19 protein-coding genes are annotated in these 21,652 nt (G+C 42.0%); 15 read left to right on the top strand and 4 right to left on the bottom strand.

Annotated elements, in window-relative coordinates:
* Positions 1-309: 309 nt before the first annotated feature.
* A complete protein-coding gene (locus tag ACFOHL_RS00480) occupies positions 310-771 on the top strand; it encodes an Mpo1 family 2-hydroxy fatty acid dioxygenase (protein WP_376918233.1) in 462 nt (153 codons plus the stop codon).
* Positions 772-795: 24 nt separating this feature from the next.
* Here ACFOHL_RS00480 and ACFOHL_RS00475 read toward each other — a convergent pair whose 3' ends face one another.
* Positions 796-1,791 carry an ATP-dependent 6-phosphofructokinase gene (locus ACFOHL_RS00475; RefSeq protein ID WP_376918232.1) on the bottom strand — a complete coding sequence of 332 codons (996 nt, stop codon included), beginning with the start codon at positions 1,789-1,791 and terminating at the stop codon, positions 796-798.
* Positions 1,792-1,990: 199 nt separating this feature from the next.
* Here ACFOHL_RS00475 and ACFOHL_RS00470 point away from each other — a divergent pair, with 199 nt between their 5' ends.
* Both ACFOHL_RS00470 and ACFOHL_RS00465 read left to right on the top strand, forming a co-directional pair.
* On the top strand, positions 1,991-2,848 hold the full coding sequence (locus tag ACFOHL_RS00470) for a DUF6279 family lipoprotein (RefSeq protein WP_376918231.1): 858 nt from the start codon (positions 1,991-1,993) through the stop codon (positions 2,846-2,848).
* A gap of 38 nt (positions 2,849-2,886) precedes the next feature.
* Positions 2,887-3,798, top strand: coding sequence for a DMT family transporter (locus tag ACFOHL_RS00465; RefSeq protein ID WP_376918230.1), 912 nt, complete (start codon positions 2,887-2,889; stop codon positions 3,796-3,798).
* A 38-nt stretch (positions 3,799-3,836) separates the two neighbouring features.
* Here ACFOHL_RS00465 and ACFOHL_RS00460 read toward each other — a convergent pair whose 3' ends face one another.
* Complete coding sequence (locus ACFOHL_RS00460) at positions 3,837-5,486, bottom strand: response regulator (protein WP_376918229.1); 1,650 nt, start codon at positions 5,484-5,486, stop codon at positions 3,837-3,839.
* A 215-nt stretch (positions 5,487-5,701) separates the two neighbouring features.
* Here ACFOHL_RS00460 and ACFOHL_RS00455 point away from each other — a divergent pair, with 215 nt between their 5' ends.
* The 9 genes from ACFOHL_RS00455 (at position 5,702) to ACFOHL_RS00415 (ending at position 14,657) form a co-directional block, all read left to right on the top strand.
* Positions 5,702-6,202: a VC2046/SO_2500 family protein gene (locus ACFOHL_RS00455; protein ID WP_376918228.1), complete on the top strand. Its 501-nt coding sequence runs from the start codon at positions 5,702-5,704 to the stop codon at positions 6,200-6,202.
* A 108-nt stretch (positions 6,203-6,310) separates the two neighbouring features.
* Positions 6,311-7,294: an oxygen-dependent tRNA uridine(34) hydroxylase TrhO gene (gene trhO / locus ACFOHL_RS00450; protein ID WP_376918227.1), complete on the top strand. Its 984-nt coding sequence runs from the start codon at positions 6,311-6,313 to the stop codon at positions 7,292-7,294.
* A gap of 139 nt (positions 7,295-7,433) precedes the next feature.
* Entirely contained in the window at positions 7,434-7,691 is a 258-nt protein-coding gene (locus ACFOHL_RS00445; RefSeq protein WP_376918226.1) for an EF-hand domain-containing protein, read from the top strand.
* Positions 7,692-7,722: 31 nt separating this feature from the next.
* Positions 7,723-8,457 (top strand): carbon-nitrogen hydrolase family protein, encoded by a 735-nt coding sequence (locus tag ACFOHL_RS00440; protein ID WP_376918225.1) that lies wholly within the window; start codon positions 7,723-7,725, stop codon positions 8,455-8,457.
* A complete protein-coding gene (locus tag ACFOHL_RS00435; RefSeq protein ID WP_376918224.1) occupies positions 8,454-9,209 on the top strand; it encodes a metallophosphoesterase family protein in 756 nt (251 codons plus the stop codon). Before ACFOHL_RS00440 ends, ACFOHL_RS00435 begins: the two co-directional genes overlap by 4 nt.
* Before the next feature lie 173 nt (positions 9,210-9,382).
* Positions 9,383-10,135, top strand: a complete 753-nt coding sequence (locus tag ACFOHL_RS00430) for a TetR/AcrR family transcriptional regulator (protein WP_376918223.1) — start codon at positions 9,383-9,385, stop codon at positions 10,133-10,135.
* A 121-nt stretch (positions 10,136-10,256) separates the two neighbouring features.
* Positions 10,257-12,590, top strand: a complete 2,334-nt coding sequence (locus tag ACFOHL_RS00425) for an efflux RND transporter permease subunit (RefSeq protein ID WP_376918222.1) — start codon at positions 10,257-10,259, stop codon at positions 12,588-12,590.
* 22 nt (positions 12,591-12,612) lie between these two features.
* Entirely contained in the window at positions 12,613-13,437 is an 825-nt protein-coding gene (locus tag ACFOHL_RS00420) for an outer membrane lipoprotein-sorting protein (protein ID WP_376918221.1), read from the top strand.
* Positions 13,434-14,657: a hypothetical protein gene (locus ACFOHL_RS00415; RefSeq protein ID WP_376918220.1), complete on the top strand. Its 1,224-nt coding sequence runs from the start codon at positions 13,434-13,436 to the stop codon at positions 14,655-14,657. The genes ACFOHL_RS00420 and ACFOHL_RS00415 overlap by 4 nt, the downstream gene beginning before the upstream one ends.
* 40 nt (positions 14,658-14,697) lie before the next feature.
* On the opposite strand, the gene ACFOHL_RS00410 is transcribed toward ACFOHL_RS00415, so the two are convergent.
* Positions 14,698-16,089 (bottom strand): DEAD/DEAH box helicase, encoded by a 1,392-nt coding sequence (locus ACFOHL_RS00410; RefSeq protein WP_376918219.1) that lies wholly within the window; start codon positions 16,087-16,089, stop codon positions 14,698-14,700.
* A gap of 178 nt (positions 16,090-16,267) precedes the next feature.
* On the opposite strand from ACFOHL_RS00410, the gene ACFOHL_RS00405 reads away from it, so the two are divergent.
* The 3 genes from ACFOHL_RS00405 (at position 16,268) to ACFOHL_RS00395 (ending at position 20,487) form a co-directional block, all read left to right on the top strand.
* Complete coding sequence (locus ACFOHL_RS00405) at positions 16,268-17,116, top strand: MOSC domain-containing protein (RefSeq protein WP_376918218.1); 849 nt, start codon at positions 16,268-16,270, stop codon at positions 17,114-17,116.
* A 113-nt stretch (positions 17,117-17,229) separates the two neighbouring features.
* A complete protein-coding gene (locus tag ACFOHL_RS00400) occupies positions 17,230-18,093 on the top strand; it encodes a phytanoyl-CoA dioxygenase family protein (protein ID WP_376918217.1) in 864 nt (287 codons plus the stop codon).
* Positions 18,094-18,282: 189 nt separating this feature from the next.
* Positions 18,283-20,487 (top strand): beta-agarase, encoded by a 2,205-nt coding sequence (locus tag ACFOHL_RS00395; protein ID WP_376918216.1) that lies wholly within the window; start codon positions 18,283-18,285, stop codon positions 20,485-20,487.
* Between the two features lie 63 nt (positions 20,488-20,550).
* Here ACFOHL_RS00395 and ACFOHL_RS00390 read toward each other — a convergent pair whose 3' ends face one another.
* Entirely contained in the window at positions 20,551-21,597 is a 1,047-nt protein-coding gene (locus ACFOHL_RS00390) for a DM13 domain-containing protein (RefSeq protein ID WP_376918215.1), read from the bottom strand.
* Between the last annotated feature and the right edge of the window lie 55 nt (positions 21,598-21,652).

Genomic DNA, 21,652 nt, shown 5'->3' with positions numbered 1-21,652 from the left:
AGGGAAGGCGAGACGCCTTCAGTTCACGGTGGTTTTATCCTTGGAAGTTCCCCTGCCTCGTCTGTCGCAAAATTTATTTTTCATGGATGAAAAATCAAAGCGTATATGGATATACTCGCAGCGGTTTTGCGACAGACGAGGCAGGGGAACTTCCAAGGATAAAACCACCGTGATAAACAGAAAGTTCTCATAAAGGTGGTGGGCTCTAGCGACATAAAACTTAAGCTTTTCAATGACCAATTAAAACAACTTGTCTTACCAGTAGCTTGCTTGTAACATTAATGTAAAAAGAGCAGGGGAGTCAGGCAAATGAGAGAAGTCGACAGATTAATCAAACATTATGGCGAAAGCCATCAAAATAAAACCAATGTGTTGATTCATGCGATAGCGGTACCTAGTATTTACTTTGTAACGATTGGTCTGATTTGGTCTATACCTGTCCCCGCTTTTATTGCGCAATTTAATATCACTTGGGCGCACATTCTGGTGGTACCCACGTTAATGTATTACTTTAAGTTATCCGGCGCGATGGGAGCGGCAATGACGCTATTGACCATTGGCGTATTTGTCGGGCTTTCTGCCTTGGCGACGGTTGGAATAAACGTGCTTTATTTTTGTCTAGCGTTGTTTGTCGCTATGTGGATATTGCAATTTGTTGGTCATAAGATTGAAGGCAAAAAGCCCTCCTTTTTTGAAGACCTCCGCTACCTATTGGTTGGCCTAATGTGGTGGTGGGTGCATTGGTTTAAACGGGTTAATATTCAGTATTGAAAATTTAGGGGGGCATACCCCCATTCACCCCAACAGGCTTATTTCATCTCTTATTTGCATAGAATACGAGTTCAGTTCTTTTCGTTCTATGCTCACGTCATTGAGTGGAACGGCGGCTGGTAAACGGTGATTGATGGCTGACATCATGCCTTTTTGACCTTGTTTAATTATTTCAACCGCATAAGTGCCGAGTTTTGTGGCTAGTAGCCTATCTTGCCAAACGGGTGAGCCACCTCGTTGTACATGGCCTAGCGTTAGAATTCTCACGTCGACACCCGATTCAGCTTGCAATGAGTCCGCCAGTACGTTCAAGCCTCCCGGCCACAGGTTTTCGGTTACCACAATAATGTGGCTTTTGTTCGCTCTGTTTTTTCTGCGTTTGTCGAGTTTATCGAGAATTTTAACCAGCTCTTCAGCTGCAGTAGTAAAGGTTTCTGGCAATAGTACGTGGTCGGCACCCGCTGATATCGCTGAGTTTAACGCAATAAAGCCTGCTTCTCTTCCCATTACATCTACAACAAAAATGCGCTCGAAAGCCTCTGCGGTATCTCGTACCTTGTCCAGACTTTCTACCGCAGTTTGAATGGCGGTATGATAGCCAACCGTATAATCTGTGCCTGCAACGTCATTATCAATGGTGCCTGGCACACCCACTATCGGTTTGTCCCAAATTGACTGAAGCCGTTCAGCGCCTTTAAATGAGCCATCTCCGCCGACTACAACCAAGCCATCGACGCCGGCGTCATTTAGATGTTGTGCTGCAATGTGCAGCTGATCCGTTTGTTTAAATTTTTCGCATCTGGCGCTATGCAACACCGTACCGCCTCGCTGCAGCAGATTACGCACGGCATAGGGATCTAAATGTATGTATTCTTGCTTCAGTAAGCCGTTGTAGCCATATTTATAACCAATAACCTCTGCACCTGCACCAATGGCCGCGAGACTGACGGCTCTTATACAGGCATTCATACCGGGAGCATCACCTCCTGAAGTCAGTACGGCAATTTTTTTGATAGCCATATACATCCCTTTTACTTTATTCTGTCGTAAACAACAAATAACAATTTATGTGTTAGGTCTGTCGACCTTTGCTGTATGTGTTTTGTTCAATTATAGCCTATCTGTTCTTTGTTGCAGCCTTTTGACTCAACACTAAAATGAACACAACCAACATAAATTTAATTTAGCAGAGCTCAATATCTGAAGGAAAGTAATCCAGATGAAAAAAATACTTGCCGTGCTTTTTTCTGTGTTCATATTAGCGGGGTGCTCGACCACCTTCGCTTACAAGAATATTGATTGGCTGATCTATTGGTATTTGGATGATTTTATTGATTTCACTGATGAACAAGAAGAGACATTTGATACGTATTTGCAAAAGTGGTTAGCGTGGCATAAAGCAAATGAGATGCCCAAATACTTGGCGCATATAAATCAACTTGTCGATGAAATTAGTACAAAGCAGTTGAGTATTGCACGGATGGAATATCACCGACAAAAAACACGTGAGCACTGGGAAAGAGCCCGCGATTATATTGCACCAGATCTAGTCGAATTAGCGCCTATGCTCAGTGATAAGCAAATTGAAGACATGTTTACAGCGTTTGAAAAAGAGTTAAAAGACGAAGAAAAAGATTATAAAAAATTACGTGATAAGCCCCCAGAAAAACGTAAAAAAGATTGGGTCAAAAAATACAAAAAGCGAATCAGTAAGTGGCTTGGCTCATTAACTGAGGAACAAAAAAACTACATTGAGAACAGTTATGACAGCATTTTGCCTTCTAGGCAGTTGTGGATTGACTACAATCGACGCTACCAAGGTGAGTTGAAGAAGACATTTGAAGAACAAGCCGACAAGATGGTTTTTAGTGAGCGACTGCATGCCTTGTTAGTTGAACCTGAAGTATATCGCTCTGAAGCTTTGAATCAGGCTTTTGAACGAAATTCACAAGCAAATATGGTGATGTTGCAAACCTTGTTAGTACTGTCAACTGATAAGCAGCAAAAAAGACTCGTAAACGAAATCGATGACTACAGGCAAGATTTAATCGATCTTATGGCTTGGTCTCGCGATTAGATTTCGACACACGGTAAACCTGACAACAAGGGAATAACTTGAACAAAGCAGTACAAGGTTTTTTGCTGGCAAGCACAACGGCATTGATGTGGGGTGTGCTGCCTGTTTTTCTTAAGTTTCTACTCAGTGCTTTGGATGCATATACCGTTACCGCTGTACGGTTCGTTTTTGCGTTTGGCTTTGTATCGGTTGGGGTCGTGTTTTGTCGGGATGTTCCTCGTTTAAAGCAGGCTAAACCCATAGTGTGGTACCTGCTAGTCTTGAGTACCTTGTTTTTATTGCTGAATTATGTGACGAATGTTATTGCTTTGGAATACATTAGCCCTGCAACGGTACAGCTTATTCTGCAGCTTGCACCTTTTATTTTGCTGGTTGGTGGAGTCGTGTTTTACAAGGAGCACTTTAGTGCTTGGCAAATGTTTGGCGCAGTGCTTTTACTAGTTGGACTACTATTATTTTTCAATCAACGTATTCCAGTTATTTTGTCATCTAGCCTAGAGTCAATAGAAGGGGTGTTTATTGTTGTGTTGTCAGCGACAGCATGGGCGCTGTATGCCCTTGCGCAAAAACGTTTGTTGATTGCATTTACTAGCCGACAACTAACATTTTTGATTTATCTTATTGGTGCTGTGTTGCTGACGCCCTTGAGTACCTTTTCAAGTTTGCAAAATTTGTCGTATTGGCAATGGTGGGTGCTCTTGTTTTGTTGTGTGAATACCATTGTTGGATATGGTGCTTTTACACGTGCCATGCATATATGGGAAGCATCAAAAGTGAGTGCAATAGTAGCCGTAGCGCCGGTATTTACGTATTTTGCAAATAAACTCGCCATAGTAATCGCGCCGGATGTTTACTTTGACGCTGAAATGGATTTACTTGCCTATTTTGGCGCTGGTATGATTATTTTAGGAGCTATTATTGCTAGTATAGGAAAGCGTCACGGCGCTTGAACTTTACGGCATTTTTTTTCGGTATATATCCGCCACCGCTAGTCCCCAACAGTGGAAAACACTTCCTCTTTCATTTCTTCGTATTTTTTTAAATGGGTGTTTTTAAGTGGCATGTTTTTTACAAAGCGATGTATGTCTTTTGCATCTTTTATTAGGTTTGGATCTGGCTTCTTACTGGCTTTTATCAATTTAACCAAGCATTGCAGCAAGTTGAGGTTAACACCGATATTAAGGGGGGCGACTTTTTTCGCCAACTGAAACTCTTCAAATGCATCGTGAAAGTTTCCGTTGCTGTATAGCGCAATGCCTTTTTTGGTATGCTCAACGTATTTATTTCTGGATGTTTCTGCGCTACTTTGCTCTGTTTCCATTAAATAGCGAATGGCGCTATCGATTTTGTTTGGATTTTGTTTTAAGAGTTTGACAAGTTTGTTGGCCTCTTCAAAGTCTCCCATATCAAACATAAGTTTAAGACTATCTGCTGCCATGGATACAGGGTATTCAGTAAATTCCTTTTCGATTTTGATTTGTGCTTCTTCCAAAATTCGCTTAGCTTCGGTTTGCTTACCGTCTAGATATTGCATGCGGGCTACAACAATTTGCTCGAAAATCTTAAAATCAAAATCTTCTCGTTTGCTTGATACCAATTCATCGTGCTGCAGGCGCTGCATTGTTAGTAGGGTTTCTTGAATTTGGCGATTTTTTATTTTTTTGTCTGGTGCATTCTCTGCAAAGTCGAGAATACTTCTTACGTAACCACATAAGTGGTTAACATTTTTATGTACTGAGCGGCGTGATAAGTCGTAGATGGCTTTTGCGCTATCCATGGCGATTTCGTAATCACCGTTTTCTCTGGCAATTTCACAAACACTGAAATGTCTTTCGATGGAAAATGGGGAAAGGCTCAACGCATCTTGAATGTATTTCAGCGCTTCGGGTTTTTTATCGAGTAATAAATACGCTTCGGCAACGATGTCATAGGCTTCGACACTATTGGCTGAATTATCAATCACTTTTTTGCCAAGCTCGATTGCTTTTTCGTAGTTTTGCATCAACAGCTGTGTTTTCGCCATAGCGCAAGCGGCCCAGTGCATCGGGCGCTCATCTAGGATTTTTTGCAATAGTTTATTGGCTGCTTGGTAGTTTTTCGTTTTCCAATACAAATTAACGAGTAGTTTTAAGCAGTGAGAGGTGTATCGAGGTTCAACTTCTAAAAAATGCTTGCAGTTTTCTATTGCTAGGTCGAATTTTTCGTAATCTATTTGACTGTACAAAGACGCTAAAGTGACACGCCTAGCAGTTGCCCGTGTAATACGTGCATTAAGCTGCGCTTGGGAAAAGGGTTTTATGAGGTAGTCGTCGGGTTGTTTTTCTATGGAGCCTAAAACCATGCTTTTGGCACTGTCACCGCTAATCATGATAAAAACAGTAGAAGGTTTTACCAAGCGGCGTTTTCTTATCTCTTCTAAGAGCTCAAAGCCATTTTTGCGGTTATTTCCTAAGTGGAGATCACAAATGATTATGTCGTATCGTGTGTTTTTACAGGCTTTCAAACCACCTTCTGCGGTCAGTTCAGTCGTCACGCGTTTGGCTCCAAGGTTACTAAGTAAGCCTTTGAGTAATAAAAGAAAAGGTCGTCTATCTTCAACCAGAAGGCAACGTTTATCTGAATAATCCAGTTTTTCCATTGAACTTAATTTTCGCTCGATTTAGGGAAGAGGCGCGGCATTGCGCTTTTGTTTAGTAGCTAATGTATATATCGTTCCAAATTGTGTTCCCTTGAGTATTGGTGGTAAAGGCCGATAACAAAATACATGGCGATGTTTAGGGCATGCCATGTATAGTAACTAGACGCACACGCCGTGCGTATAAAATAACTCAAATTGATAGGCAAAACTTGCTCATGCCGCAATTCATTTCACTCGACAATTTTATTGAACATCAAACATCGCTCAATAAGCATTTGGGCGAAGTGGGCGATGCAAATACAGCCACTTTGGGTTTGTTTGCTGGTATTTTGCAAGATGCGTTGGTGAGAGAGCATATTGCGTTAGAGGACACTGATGTGTTTTCAGATGTGACTAGTCAAAGGAGTACTGGCTATTACACACCGTATAAGCTTGCCGCTGACCCCACAACGTATGCGCAACAACAAGCACTTAATGAGCTTTTGGATAAAAAGCAAGTAGCCAGCTTTACACTCGCAAATGCCTTATGGTCAGACATTTTATCCATTCACAACAATGCTAATAAGATTGAAGATGAAGTGGTTCACAATGCTTCACACCATGCTCAAAATCGACTAGCGCACGGCGAAGATGCCGACTTAGGTGAGGGTATGACTGCCGACCCACTTCAACTCTATGAAATACTGCAAGCACTAAAACTTAAAAAAATGGATTGATATACATCAAGTTTTCATTTGCTTTTCTCGCTTTGTAAAAGGCTTTGTGCTAGATTGCGCGCCGCAGTTTTGCATTGGTTTTACGTTCCAACAAGCAAAGGATCAAAGATGAAAAATTACCTTGTATGCGCGATGTACAAATTTGTTGCGCTCGACAATTACAAAGATATCCGTAAACCGCTATGTGAGTTTATGGAAAAAAACAACATAAAAGGCACCTTGCTCCTAGCCCTTGAGGGTATCAATGGCACGGTCTCCGGCACCCGAGAAAATATTCAGAGCTTACTCGATTACTTGAATGCTGACAGTCGCATCAATCCAATTTCACACAAATTTTCTTGGCATGATGAACAGCCGTTTTATCGAACAAAAGTTAAGTTAAAGAAAGAAATTGTGACGATGGGTGTAGAAGGTATTGATCCCAAAAGAACGGTCGGCACCTATGTAAAACCCCAAGATTGGAATGCCTTGATTTCTGATCCCGAGGTAGTAGTCGTTGATACGCGCAATGACTACGAAATAGAAATCGGTACCTTCAAACATGCTATTAACCCCAATACGGCGTCTTTTCGTGAGTTTCCTGAATACGTAGAAAACACGCTCGACCCTGAAAAGCACAAAAAAGTGGCGATGTTTTGTACAGGGGGAATTCGTTGTGAAAAATCCACGGCTTTTCTAAAAGAAAAAGGCTTTGATGAGGTTTATCACTTGGAAGGGGGGATTTTGCAGTATCTGGAAGATGTACCAAAAGAAGAATCCTTGTGGGAAGGCGATTGTTTCGTATTCGATAACCGAGTGGCAGTCAACCATGACTTAGAGAAGAGTCACTACGACCAGTGTTACGGCTGCCGACTACCGATAACAGAAGAAGATAAACAAAGCCCTCAGTATGAGAAAGGGGTCAGTTGTCCTAAGTGCTTTGGGACACACACAGATGAACAATTAGCGCGATTTAGAGAGCGCGAGAAACAAGTTAACCTTGCTAAAAAACGAGATGAAGAACACGTCGGCACAGGCGCACGCGATGTTATGTTGCAAAAGCGCCAAGCAAAGGCAGAAGAACAGCGACAACGTGCATTATCAAATAGGTAATGCCTTTGGGTTATACATGGAAGTTCATCCTCTATTACCGCAAAACCGCTGCGAGTATATCCATTGCGGCTTTTAGCTAGACACTGGCTTGTGTATCAGAGTAAACTTAAGACTTAGAGTATAGTTGGGGAATGCGCTAATGAGCGAGACAAGTACCGAAAACAAATTAAGCCAAGAGCAAATCGCTTCAATTCGCAAAGACTTTGATTTTTTTGACCAAGACAAAAATGGTCAAATTGATTTAAAAGAGTTTGTCGAATTACTGACAATATTGTCACCAAAGACAAAAGCCAGTCATGTTGAAGAAGGCTTTAATTTGATTGATGGTAACAGTGACGGTTACATTGATTTTGAAGAGTTTCTTACTTGGTGGAATGAGTGCTGGTGGGAGTACTAAGCCACGCACGGTGTCACTCGTGGGGTAATAGATGAAGCTAGCCGCAGCTCAGCTTCAGTCAAAATCAGGAGATATTCAAGGGAATATCTCTAAGCACATCAAGTTAACTAAGGTTGCGGTGGAGCACAACTGTGATTTAATATTTTTCCCAGAACTCTCTCTTTCTAACTACGAAGCGGAAAACGCGTGCGATTCAGCAATATCTGTTGACGACCAAAACCTGCAAGTTTTCCAAACCTTGAGTGATGAAAACAACATCATTATTTGTCTAGGTATACCTGTTAAAAAAGACAAGGCCTTGCAAATTGGACAAGTCATCTTTCAACCCCAACAAGCACGTAGTTTGTATGCCAAGCAAATCTTACATGAAGATGAGCTGCCTTATTTTGTCGCAGGTGAGCAATCAGTTTACATTGGGTGCGACAACAATATTCTCGCCCCTGCTATTTGCTACGAATCAATGCTAATGCCTCATGTTGAACAAGCTGTGTCTGCCGACGCTAATTTTTATCTTGCAAGCGTTGCAAAGAACAAGGAGGGCGTCGAACGAGGGTATGTGCATTATGCAAAGATTGCAAAGCAATTTGGCATTACTGTAATGATGTCAAATGGTCTTGGTCCTGCTGATAACTTTGTGTCTTTCGGTTGCAGTGCAATATGGGATGAGCAAGGTAATTGTTTAGCCTCTCTTGATGAAAAACAATCGGGTATAGTGGTATTTGATAAAGCAAACAATACCGCCTATTCAACATCTATAGATTTATGAAAATAGCACTGATTTCTGATATTCATAGCAACGTGTATGCCTTAGATGCCGTTATCAAGGATATAGAAAGGCGAGGGGTGGATGTTTGTGCAAACCTTGGTGATATTTTGTATGGGCCGATTGCGCCAAAGCAAACGTTTGAATTATTGATGCAACACGATTTTGTGACAATATCGGGCAATCAAGATCGGCAAATATATGAGTCTACGCAAGACGAAATCGCCTCCAATCCTACCATGCAGTTTATTCTTGATGATTTGGAAAAAGACGCGATCACATGGCTAAAATCACTGCCTTTTGATAAACAGCTGACTGAAGATGTGTATTTGTGTCATGGCAGTCCACAAAGTGATTTGATTTATTTCTTGGAGAATGTTGAGTCAGGTCGGCCGCGCATTCGTGAAGACAAAGATATAGTGTACTTGTCGGGTGGACAAAACTCCAAGGTGATTTGTTGTGGTCATACCCATATTCCGCGCGCTATTTACTTGAGTACAAAACAGTGGATCGTTAATCCTGGAAGTGTCGGCTTGCAGGCCTACACGGATGATTTACCTTATAAACATGCAATGGAAAATTTTAACCCTTTTGCGTCCTATGCGCTTATTGAAAAAAACGACAATGCTGCTTGGTTTATCGAGCACATAAGGGTTCCCTATGATATTGACCGTGCTGCAGCAGAGTGTGCTGCTCGAAAACGAAGCGATTGGGCGCATTACATCACTACTGGGCGGATTCCTAGCGACTTTTAATGATCGTGTTTATCCGAGCCCTGTTACTTTGTTTTGGGGCTTTACTAGGCTAAATCCGAACTCTGCAGAATTTACCGTTGACAAATATGTTCTTTAATCTACACTATAAATGACGAATCGTCATTATTGGGTTTTTTTGTTTGAAGCGATTTATAAGAGTGATTAAGAATTAGATGTCACCTCGTGTGTTAGATGAACAAAGTCTGCTAGCTCGGGAGCAGATGATTATTGAGGCTGCGTTAAATATTATTGAACGTGAGGGTGTAGAGAATTTCACTATGGACAAAGTAGTGGCGTCAGTGCCGTTTTCCAAAGGTACGGTATATAAACACTTTAATGGCAAAGAAGATGTCATCCTAGCGATCAATAATCAATCACTTGTCATTCTGTGTGATTTTTTTGCTCGAGCGGCAAAATACGAGGGTTCGCCTAGAGAAAGGATGTTGTTGGTGAATTTTTCTTATTTGATGTATTCCCTATTACATCCTGTTTTGTTTACGGTGGAGTTGTGCGCGAGGAGCCCAAGTGTTTTGGAAAGATGCGCTCAGACGCGGATTGATACATTTGAAGCTAAGCAAACAACTCTTTTACTAATTATAGGCGGTATCATTCAAGAAGCGGTGGACAAGCAGCATTTTAAGATGCCTGAAACGATGGGTGTGGAACAGGTATGTTTTTCAAATTGGTCCATGGCTTACGGTATCATTTCGCTATTGAGTCAACAGGATGAGAAATGTGATGTTCGCGCCGGTTTGAAAGTAGAGAGAGAGCTGTTTAACAACAACAATTTTCTGTTAGATGGTATGCAATGGCTGCCTTTGAGTGGTGACCGAGACTACAAGAAAGAGGTAGTCAAAGCATTGGAAACGATATTCCCAGAGGAATTAGCAAAATTGGCGCAAGCTGGCCTTCGCTTAGATTTATAGACGTATCCTCTTACATGTTGGTGATCTTCGGTTTGCAATCGCCAATGAACTGAACGGCTCAATGAGTCGTTTTTAAAATACTTATAATGACGAAACGTCAATAATGTCAAGGGATCGAATTATGGTTAATCAACTATCTGATTTTGTAAACAAGCACCCTTTGTGGGTCATTGCTTTTAGTATTGTGTTTGCTTTTTTGGCTGCGATGGGTGCGCAAAATTTAGTATTCAAGGGCGATTATCGTGTGTTTTTTGGTGAAAACAATCCAGAATTACTGGCCTTTGAGGCAATGCAAAATGTATACAGCAAAACGGACAATGTGGCGTTTGTGGTTGCACCTAAAGACGGAAATGTATTCTCAGCTGAGCACTTAGCCTCGCTCAAATCACTGACAAAAGCGAGTTGGCAAATTCCTTACTCAACGCGAGTCGATTCGGTAACAAATTTTCAGCATACTTATGCTGAAGAAGATGACATGATTGTCGAAAAATTAGTTGAAAGCACGGCTAATCTCAATGAGCTTGCGCTCGCAAAGATCAAAGATATCGCGGTAAACGAGCCATTCTTGGTTAATAAGACGGTTTCTCCTACGGGGCATGTGTCGGTTGTCAATGTAACCGTTCAGCTTCCCGGTGTGGATATTGGTAAAGAAGTGCCAGAAGTGGCAGAAAGTGCGCGACAAATAAAAGCGACTTATTTAAGCGAATACCCTAATGCGGATGTATATTTGGCCGGAATGGTCATGATGAATACCTCGTTTACTGAAGCGGCCTTAAATGACAGTGCGACACTAGTACCGCTTATGTTTTTAATCGTTGTGGTCACCATTGGCGTGTTGCTACGTACGATATCTGGAACGATCGCGACAGTAGTGATTATTATACTCAGCATTGCGGTTGCAATGGGACTTGCCGGTTGGTCTGGTATGTATTTAACAGGCCCATCTTCTTCTGCGCCTACCATGATATTGACCTTAGCCGTTGCTGACTGCATCCATATTTTGACCTCTATGTTTTACGAAATGCGAAAAGGTGCGACAAAACAAGATGCAATCAAACGCAGCTTAGCATTAAATTTTCAACCTATATTTTTAACAAGTTTGACGACCGCTATTGGCTTTTTGAGCATGAATTTTTCTGATTCGCCCCCTTTTCATGATCTGGGAAATTTGGTTGCGCTCGGGGTAATGCTGGCCTTTGTCTTTTCTATCACTCTTTTTCCTGCCATGCTGCGTGTATTACCAATCAGGGTGAAAGTTGACGAAGAGGGCAAAATCAATCAAATGCATAAATTGTCGAGTTTTGTTGTCTCGAACAGGAAGCTACTCTTGCCCAGTATGGCTGCTATTATTATGGCGAGCTCGGTGTTCCTTCCTAAGAATGAATTAAACGACGACTTCGTCAAATATTTCGATGAAACAGTGGCATTTCGCACTGCGGCTGACTATATGCAAGGAAATATTTCAGGTATGGCGCTAATAGAAGTGTCCGTCGAGTCTGGCGAAAGCAGTGGTATAAATAGTCCATTATACTTACAAACGGTGGCTGATTTTGCTGAGTGGTTACGAAACATTGAATCAGTTGATCACGTCAATACCATAACCGATACACTGAAGCGCTTGAACAAAAACATGCATGCGGATGATGAAAACTATTATACCTTACCAAACGACCAAGCCTTATCCGCACAATATTTACTGCTTTATGAAATGTCCTTACCTTATGGCTTAGACTTAAATAATCAATTAAATGTAGATAAGTCGGCGTCAAAAATATCAGTAACATTGCAAAACATCACTAGCAATGAAATGTTGGCACTTGAGCAAGCAATTAATCAATGGTTTGTTGAAAATGGCAATGGCTACACTGCTGTTGTTGCGAGCCCAAGTGTAATGTTCTCTCATATTGGTCAGCGCAGTATTTATAGTATGCTTGTGGGCACAAGTTTGGCTCTACTGCTGATCTCATTGATGCTGGGTATCGCTTTAAAGAGTTGGCGGTATGGGTTGATTAGTCTCGTGCCCAATCTTGTACCTGCAGCGGTTGGTTTTGGTATGTGGGGACTTTTCCATGGCTATGTTGGCCTAGGATTGTCAGTGGTTGTGGGGATGACTTTAGGTATTGTAGTGGATGATACGGTACACTTTTTAAGTAAATATCTCAGAGCTAAAAGAGAAAAGTCACTGGATGCTATTGATGCAGTGCACTATGCCTTTGACAATGTTGGAAGAGCATTGATTGTTACGACGTTTGTACTGGCGGCAGGGTTTGCAGTACTGGCGCAGTCGAGTTTTGTGATGAACGCCGATATGGGGCTACTCACTGCGATGACGATTATTATTGCCTTAGTTGTAGATTTTTTCTTTTTGCCACCACTGTTGATTTGGCTGGACAACAAAGGCAAACCAAACCAATCTCAGGCAAGTGAACAAGTCTCAGTTGCTAAACAAATTTGAATTTTGAATAAGGAATCGTGCGATGAAATTGAATAAAAAGGTGTCAATGGCAGCGCTTTGGAACACCTGCACAAGTGCTATGTTAGCTATTATTACGCTTGGATCAGCTGCTATGGTAAGTGCTGAAACTCCAGAAGAAAAGGGCTTGCGCATAGCCATTGAAGCTAAAAACCGAGATCGTGGTTGGCAGGATAGCTACGCTGATATGCGCATGGTATTGCGCAATAAACAAGGTGAAGAAAGCGAGCGAGAAATCGTATCAAAAACGCTTGAACAAGAAAACGATGGTGATAAAGGCTTAACCATTTTTAACAAACCCAAAGATGTTAAAGGCACGGCATTTTTAAGTTTTTCCCACCCAATTGGACCCGATGATCAATGGTTATACTTACCAGCTCTAAAGCGCGTAAAGCGTATTTCGTCGAGCAACAAGTCTGGTCCATTTATGGGAACTGAGTTTTCTTTTGAAGATCTAAGCTCTTTCGAGGTCGAAAAATACACCTATAAGTATTTGCGAGATGAAGCGTTCAATAAACTAGATAATTATGTAGTAGAGCAGTACCCAGTGGATGAAAATTCTGGTTACACAAGACGTGTAGTTTGGTTAGACAAAGAAGAATATCGTACACAAAAAATAGACTTTTATGATCGCAAAAACAGTTTACTTAAAACATTGATTTTTGAAGACTATCAACAGTTTTTAGGCAAATTTTGGCGACCAGGTAAAGCTGAAATGGTCAATCACCAAACGGGTAAGAGTACGACACTAGAGTGGAGTAATTACGCGTTTAAGACCGGTCTTGATGAATCAGATTTTAATCGGAACGCGCTTAAGCGAGCAAAATGATGTCAATCGTGAATAATAAAACAAGCATATTAAGTGCATTTGCCTGCTTTGCGTGTGTACCCCTTAGTTATGCTGGATCATTTGAAGTCAGTGGTCGGCTAGGGATTGAAGGTCGCTATTTTGTCAATGAGCCTTTGTTTGCGGGGCAATTGCAAAACACACAAGTGTCGATGCTGGCAGAGCCGGAATTGTACTGGTCATCAGACAATGGCAAGAATAGCTTTACCTTTAAACCCTTTTATCGTGTTGATAGCCAAGACGAAGAGCGAAACCACGGAGATATCAGAGAGTTTTCTTACATATATGCCAGCGATGGGTGGGAGCTAAGAGCCGGAATACGGAAAGAATTTTGGGGGGTAACCGAATTTCAACATTTAGTTGACGTCATCAACCAAACCGACGCAGTTGAAGACTTTGATGGTGAAGATAAATTGGGTCAAGCCATGCTCAATTTTTCGGGTGTATACGATTGGGGAATAGTGGATGTTTTCGTTTTACCCCTTTTTCGCGAGCGTACTTTTCCTGGTACAGATGGTCGCTTACGTGCTGCGCTTCCTATAGATACGGATCAGGTCAGTTATGAATCTTCTAAAGAAGATGAGCATGTTGATTTTGCTATTCGTTGGAGTCATAGCATTGGTGATATCGATATTGGTACCCATTGGTTTAGAGGAACAAACCGAGAGCCTCTTCTCACCTTAAATGTAAACGAACAGGGAGTAGCATTGCACCAGTTTTATCAGCAGATGGAGCAGTTTGGCTTGGATGGCCAGATGATCACAGGTGATACGTTGTGGAAGGTAGAGGCGATTTATCGCAATACCAATACGGGCAATCACTGGGCTTCGCAAGCAGGTTTGGAGCACACTTTTTATGGGGTGTTTGATTCGGTTATTGATGTTGGTTTGTTAATGGAGCATGCATGGGACTCAAGAGGTGAGGGAAGTGATACTGAAATCACCACCATTTTTCAGAATGACTTGTACATTGGTACCCGCGTCGCCTTAAATGATGCCCAGAGCAGCGAGTTATTGATGGGTTTGGGGACGGATTTGGAGCACAGCACATCGTCGTTCTTGTTTGAGTTTTCTCGGCGATTAGGAAATAGCTTTAAATTTAGTGCCGATGTCCGGATTATTCAAAGCAGTGAAAGTGTCGACTTACTGTACAGCATTCGTGAAGATGATCACCTACAAGTCAGCCTTGATTGGTATTTCTAGTAGGCGAAATTAGGGGCTGTTGACCTTTGGTGTACAGACCCTAGTCTTCAGCTTTACGTTTTTTCTTCATCGGCATACTGCCAATGTCTATAGCATTGGCCTCGTGCTTTTTACGCACAATTTTGGCTTTTCCGACAGTTTTTTCAGACGCTTTGTTGCATTTTTGGTTTTTATCGATGAGGGGTTTTTGCGCTTGCTTTTTGGGTGAAACGAGACCTTTGAAACGAGCGGGAAAATCTTCAAGTTCTGAGAATTTAAAACTCTGCATTAATCGCGTTTGAATTGCTTTAAAGCTCCACCAGTCGCGTTTTCCAACCAGTGACAATGCTATACCATTGTCACCTGCACGTCCTGTGCGTCCTATTCGGTGTATGTATTCGTCTGCGTGTTTAGGCAAATCGTAATTGATTACCAGTGCTACATTACGAATATCTAAGCCTCTAGCCGCTAAGTCTGTGGTGACGAGTACATCGGCTTTATTATTAAGAAAATCATTGAGTACGGCATTTCGTTGGTTTTGCAACAGTTCACCGTGTAAAAATAGGGCATTGTGACCGTTTTCATTCAATGCGGTTTGAATACGTGCAGTATCATCTCGAGTTGCGGTAAACACGATAGCCTGTTGGCGAGCACTAAGCCTCAGTAAAGCAAGCAATTGTTTGTCTTTATGATCCACATGATCAGACAAATAAAACCGTTGCTCAATGCCCGTGTGGGGGACGCTCACCTTGTCGATGACTATCTTTTCAGGTGAATTTAGTAAGTTATCGGTCATCCTGCTCATTTCTGCAGAGTCCACTGTGGCAGAGAACATCATGGTCTGGCGTTTACGATGATTAGCTTGCTCATGAATAAGTGAGAGTTGCGAACTAAAGCCTAGTTCTAGCATGCGATCTGCTTCATCGAGAATAAGTAATTCTAGACCATTAAAAAATACATGCTTTGCATCAATATGATCAGCAATACGCCCAGCCGTGCCAATAACTATGTCGGGATTCTTTTTTAAATATTTTGCTTGGGTATTGAAGTTTTCGCCACCAACGACCAATGCACAGGACAGCCGAGTGTTTTGTATGAGCTTTTTAGCGACCATAAAGACCTGTTTGGCTAACTCTCGTGTTGGCGCTAATACGAGTACACGCGGGTCTCTTTTCGATAAGGGCTTTTGGGTCAACAAACGATTAATTGCGGGCACTAAAAACCCGAGGGTTTTTCCTGACCCAGTTTTTGACGCGACCATTAAATCTTGACCAAGCAAGCCCTTGGTTATTGCGCGCGTTTGCACTTCTGTTAATTCGTTAAAGCCCTGTATTTCGATGGATTTCTTCAGTTTAAAATCGAGTGGAAGGTCAGAAAACAGCAATGAAAACGCTCGCTTGTAAGATTGTGGTAGGTTTATCCATTCATTATATAAGGTTTCTTGACGACTCAAAAGGACAAGGCCGATATTGTTTGAATTTTAGAGGCTTAAGATACTAAAAACGCAAAATTTGCACTATATTAAAACTAGTTCGGTTCGTTTTGCTACGGAAATAGTCAATATACTTAAGCATCGAGGAACAAGTATAATCTTCTGTAAATGTGAATATAAATTAAGTCTCTTTGTTTAAATGAAAATTACTCGTTTATTTATTTATCCTGTTAAATCTCTCCAAGGCATTGAGTTATCGCAAGCTACCTTGCAAACGGAAGGCTTTCCTTATGATCGCGAGTGGATGCTGGTTGATAAAAATGGTTATTTTGTTACCCAAAGACAGCTGCCCCTGTTAGCAACGATTAGCACAAAACTGTCTAAAGGGAAGTTGATACTATCTAACAAACTCACTGGTCAAGTTACAATTCCGCTGGCAAACAATGAGGAAAGGAACAAAATTTCTGTGCGTGTTTGGTCAGATCAGGTTTATGGGTTTGACGAAGGTGTGCATGTTAGTGAGTGGCTTACTGAAACAGTCGGTCTATTTAGACGACATGCTTTGCGATTGATTAGATTTGATAGACAACACAAGCGTGAGCTGAAGAAAAAATATTTGTTTGATGAAGAGCTAGCCAATACCTATTTTGCCGATGGCTTTCCTTATTTGATCACTTCAATGGTGAGTTTGCAAGCGGTGAATACGCTACTTGTTGAGCAGGGATATTCGGCGATAGGTATTGAGCGATTTCGCCCAAATATTGTCATAGATAACTGTGAATCTGCTTTTCATGAGTTGTTTTATCAAAACTGCAGTGACATTAATGGTCAGTTTCAATTGTCTATCCGTAAACCTTGTGAGCGTTGTCCGGTGACGACCATCGATCAGCTTAATGGTGACAGACTCGAGCCTAGCCAACCTCTTGGTGTATTGCGTGAACTAAACCCGATGAGGGATCATCCAGGGGCATTTTTTGGCGGCAATGCTATTTTAACGAAAGGAGAAGGCTGCCTTATTCAAGTCGGTGACACCTTGTTAAACGACTGACATTTCAGAGTATGGCTATTTTAAATTGGAGTAGAGTATAGCTACAGCAAAACTCGTATATTTTATTGAACGCAGAACTCAACATTACACGCTTTACCAAACAAGAGGAAATAATGCTGAATCAACAACAATTGTTGGACTATAAGAAAAATGGTTTTCTGGTCTTGGCGGATTTTTTTTCTGAAGAAGAAATGCATGCCATTCAAGCGGCCGCGAATCAAGTTGTTGAAGACTTTGACCCTTCGCAGAGTCGCGCAATTTTTTCGACTAAAGATCACGAGAAAACCAGAAACGACTATTTCTTGGGATCTAGTGACAAGGTTCGTTGTTTTTTTGAAGAAGAGGCCTTTGATGAACATGGCAATTTGCGGCAAGAAAAGTCGTTAAGTATTAACAAAATAGGACATGCTCTACACATATTGCATCCAGTTTTCAAGGCATTCAGCCATTCAAGTAAAATAAAGCTATTAGCGCGCAACCTTGGCATACAAGCGCCCAGTATTCGCCAGTCGATGTATATTTTTAAGCAGCCTAAAATAGGTGGCGTGATCCGTTGGCATCAAGATGCTACCTATTTTTACACACATCCTATTTCTGTTGTCACGTTCTGGGTGGCAGTTGAAGATGCCAATATCGAAAATGGTTGTTTGCAAGTGCAAGCACAAGCACCAAAAACGGCTGATGCGAATAGTGCGGTCTTTTTTGATTCTCCCTTGCGCGAACAATTTATGCGGTTTGCCGATGATTCAACTGAATTAAAGGTACTTGATTGTACGCCATGGCCTGCCGACGAGAGTGCGATGCCTCTTGAAGTAAAAAAAGGAACATTAGTGGCCTTCAATGGTTTATTACCTCATTTTAGCGCACCTAATACATCCGAAAAATCAAGGCATGCGTACACATTGCACATCACTTGCGATGATACAGAATATGTAAAAGAGAATTGGATACAAAGCCCTGGTAGCAGGCTGTATTAAAAGGCATGCGTGCTATTTGACAAACATTTGCAAACCGCTGTTCGATATTGAACGCTAAGTGCCCGTATATGTAATAGCTATTTGACTAGTTAATGAATAACATATTGATATTACTAAAAATTGTTAGTTGGTATGTCTTTCGCTTAGAGAGCGGAAAACGTCGATAACAAAAATTACGAAAGGTAGAGTATGAAGAGAAAGTTTCTAGGCAAAATACAGCAGTTGTGTACAGGGCTAATACTTGCCCAAGCATGCTTGGGCAACAATGCGCTAGCAGAAAAAAGTGTTGCAGACAGCATCGTGATGTTTGATTTCGAAAACAGTTTTGATTTGGCGTTAACTGAAACAGACGATGCAAAGGTGAGTTTGATTGAATACAAAGGCTCGAATCAATTGTTGCTAGAAACGGGTTTGCGTTCTGGTTCGCCGGGTGTGACCATAAAAAAAGGACGCGGCAGTTGGGATTTAAACCCGTACTACCATGTGAAAATGGACATAACGAATATGGGTGAACACCCTGCGAGAATAATATTCAAAGTAGGTGACCCTGCTGATGGAATGGAAGCATGGCAAATGGAAATCCGCTTTGATATTGCGCCAGGAGAGACAAAAACTGTATCAGACGATATCGCGACGACCCCATGGCGGTTTACGGAATCGTTGAACTTATTAGCAATGCGTGCAGCACCCGGTCAAGCTAAAACAGATTTAAGTGAGATTGATGAGGTAAAAGTTACGATCAATTACCCTGCGAATAAGCATAAGTTGTTGATCGATAATATTCGAGCAACAAACCCCATTCGTTGGGTAAGTAACGAAGGGTTTTTGCCCTTTGTCGATCAATTTGGCCAATACAAACACGCACACTGGCCAGGAAAAACACTATCTATCGACGACTTGAAACAGCAAGCAATAGAAGAAGATAGAGAACTCGCGGCGATACCAGGGCCAGAGGACTTTAACCAATATGGCGGCTGGAAGACTGGCCCTCAACTTGAAGCGACAGGCTTTTTTAGGACACAAAAGTATAATGGTGCGTGGTGGTTAGTCGATCCTGAAGGACGATTGTTCTGGTCTCATGGTGTTGGTGTTGTGCACCCAGGAACCGCAATTACTGGCACAACGGATCGCGAAGATTATTTTGAATGGTTGCCTGCAAAAGATTCCGAGTTCGGTAAATTTTATGGTACTGCTGGTCGCGCATCGCACGGCTATTATTCTACCTTGGCGCAGCGCGACACATATAACTTTACTGCTTCTAACTTGTATAAGAAGTACGGTGAAAACTGGAAACAAGAGTTTGACCGAATGGCGCATAGCAGGTTGCGAAGCTGGGGCATGAACACATTGGCTGTGGCGTCCGACCGACAGTTATGTGAAGCTGGCATTACCCCTTACACTGAGACTGTATGGGTATTTGGTACGCGCAAAATAGAAGCGTCTAAAGGTTATTGGGGTAAATTTCATGACGTGTTCGATCCCTCATTTCGCAGCCAAGTAAAAAAAGCGCTTCAAGGGCGTGAACATGCGGTCAATGACCCGTGGTGTTTGGGTTTCTTTATTGAAAATGAGTTGTCTTGGGGAACCGAGGGATCATTGGCGATTGCGGCTTTGGAAAGTCCAGCAGACCAACCAGCAAAGCTTGAGTTTGTTAAAGACTTGAAAGCCAAATATGACTCAATCAACGCGCTAAACAAAGTTTGGGGGACCAAACATAAGTCGTGGCAAGCACTCATTAAGTCAACTACAGCGCCAAGTTTGGCCAAAGCAAAAGACGATATTCTTGCGTTTTACAAAAAGATAGTAGAGACCTATTTTTCAACCGTTCACAACGAACTTGAGGCTATTGCTCCAAACGCCCTATATTTGGGTTGTCGTTTAGCGTGGGCAAACAGTGATATCGTAATAAAAATGGCGGCAAAGTATACTGACGTAATCAGTATGAACAAGTATCAATACAATGTCACCAACGTTGGTTTGCCCGAAGGGGTAGATAAACCGATTATGATTGGTGAATTTCACTTTGGTTCATTAGATAGAGGTGCGTTGCACTTAGGTATTGTGGAAGCATTTAGTCAATCAGAACGTGCGGATTTGTACACAAAGTATGTCGAAAGTGCACTGTTAAATCCTTACATTGTTGGAACTCACTGGTTTCAGTATGGCGAGCAACCGCCAACGGGAAGAGGGGATGGCGAAAATTACAATGTTGGTTTAGTTGACCTTGCTGACAAACCTTTCCCCGAAATGATTGATAGTGTAAGAGATATGGGGTATCGAATGTATAACTTCAGGGACAATGCGAGTAAAAATGGCTTACTTGTTCAGCCTAAAATGCCTGAAAAGTTAGACTTTATTCAGGAAGTAGAGGATATGCATAACCGCTCTAACTAATTGATTTTATGCTATCCAGTTGGTCAAAGTGCGTTTTACTTTGACCAACTGTTTCAACCGACCTTAAGGTGCGCGAAGTACCGTACTTCCAAAGTCTACGTTAAAATCAACACACCACACGCTAAGACTATTAAAGTCATTCACTGAGCGACCTTCAGGTAGAGACAGTACTATGGTTTCTTCTCTAAAGGTTTTACCTTCTAAATTGGGACCTAAACCATACGAGTTAGCACCCACAAAGTTGAGATTATTACCAGTGTAAAATTGCACTTTGGGTGCGCCACCGTCTACATAGGTGAACATGGTCACTTCGAGTGTACACCCGTCTATAACAGTGACTGTACCAGCCACCTCGTAGGCAAAACTTGACAGTTGTCCAGTAAACCCTTTTTTGTCGGTTTCAATATCGCAAGTGTCAGTGCTTATCTCCATATTGCCCAAACTGAGTTCTAAATGCGTGAGTGCCTCTTCAGCACTAATCAGGCTTGTCTTATCTGCACCCGCATTTGCGATAACATCATTGACTTGTGCGTCGAAATCGTTCGATGAAAAATCTACGCTGACCCCATTTGCTTGATTGTGGGCGTCATCAGTAATAGTGATACCATTTCCAGGTGTGCCATCTTGGTCGAGTGTTTGAAGGAGGCGTGCCATGTTTAGTACGCGTGGGTCGCGGGTATTGTCAGTATTGAAGACAGTTAACGGTGTAATCATTTCGCTGGCTTCCACTTCTGGAAATGTGATGTCGCCGATAGAGAAAACGATTTTTTCTCCCGAAATAAATGAAAACTCGCCCTCCGCGTTAGTACTACCTTCTTGAGAATCAGTTTTGAAATGCAAACCGGCAACGGCTGCATCAATAAACACCCCCGTTAATACTGTGCCGTCATTTTGTTGAGAATCATCTTCAGTATTGTCTTCTGTTTCAGGCTCAGGCTCAGGCTCTGGTTCAGGAGCTGGTGGTGGCGGAGGAGGCGGCGGAGTTGGAGGGGTGGAAATGGCCGGCGGTGCGGCAGCTGAGGGTGCATCACCACCACCGCCGCCACAAGCCGTCAGTAAAGATACAGTAATTAGGGTGAAAGAAAATAGAGCCGTTTGTTTTATATCCATGATGTTCGCCTAGTTGAAAGCTTATGCGAATATCATCGGCCTTTTAAAAATTAAA

The organism is Agaribacter flavus, from assembly GCF_042646125.1.
GTDB classification, from domain to species: domain Bacteria; phylum Pseudomonadota; class Gammaproteobacteria; order Enterobacterales; family Alteromonadaceae; genus Glaciecola; species Glaciecola flavus.
Note: the sequence above shows the minus strand (reverse complement) of the source record. Positions and strands in the feature narration are given on the sequence as shown.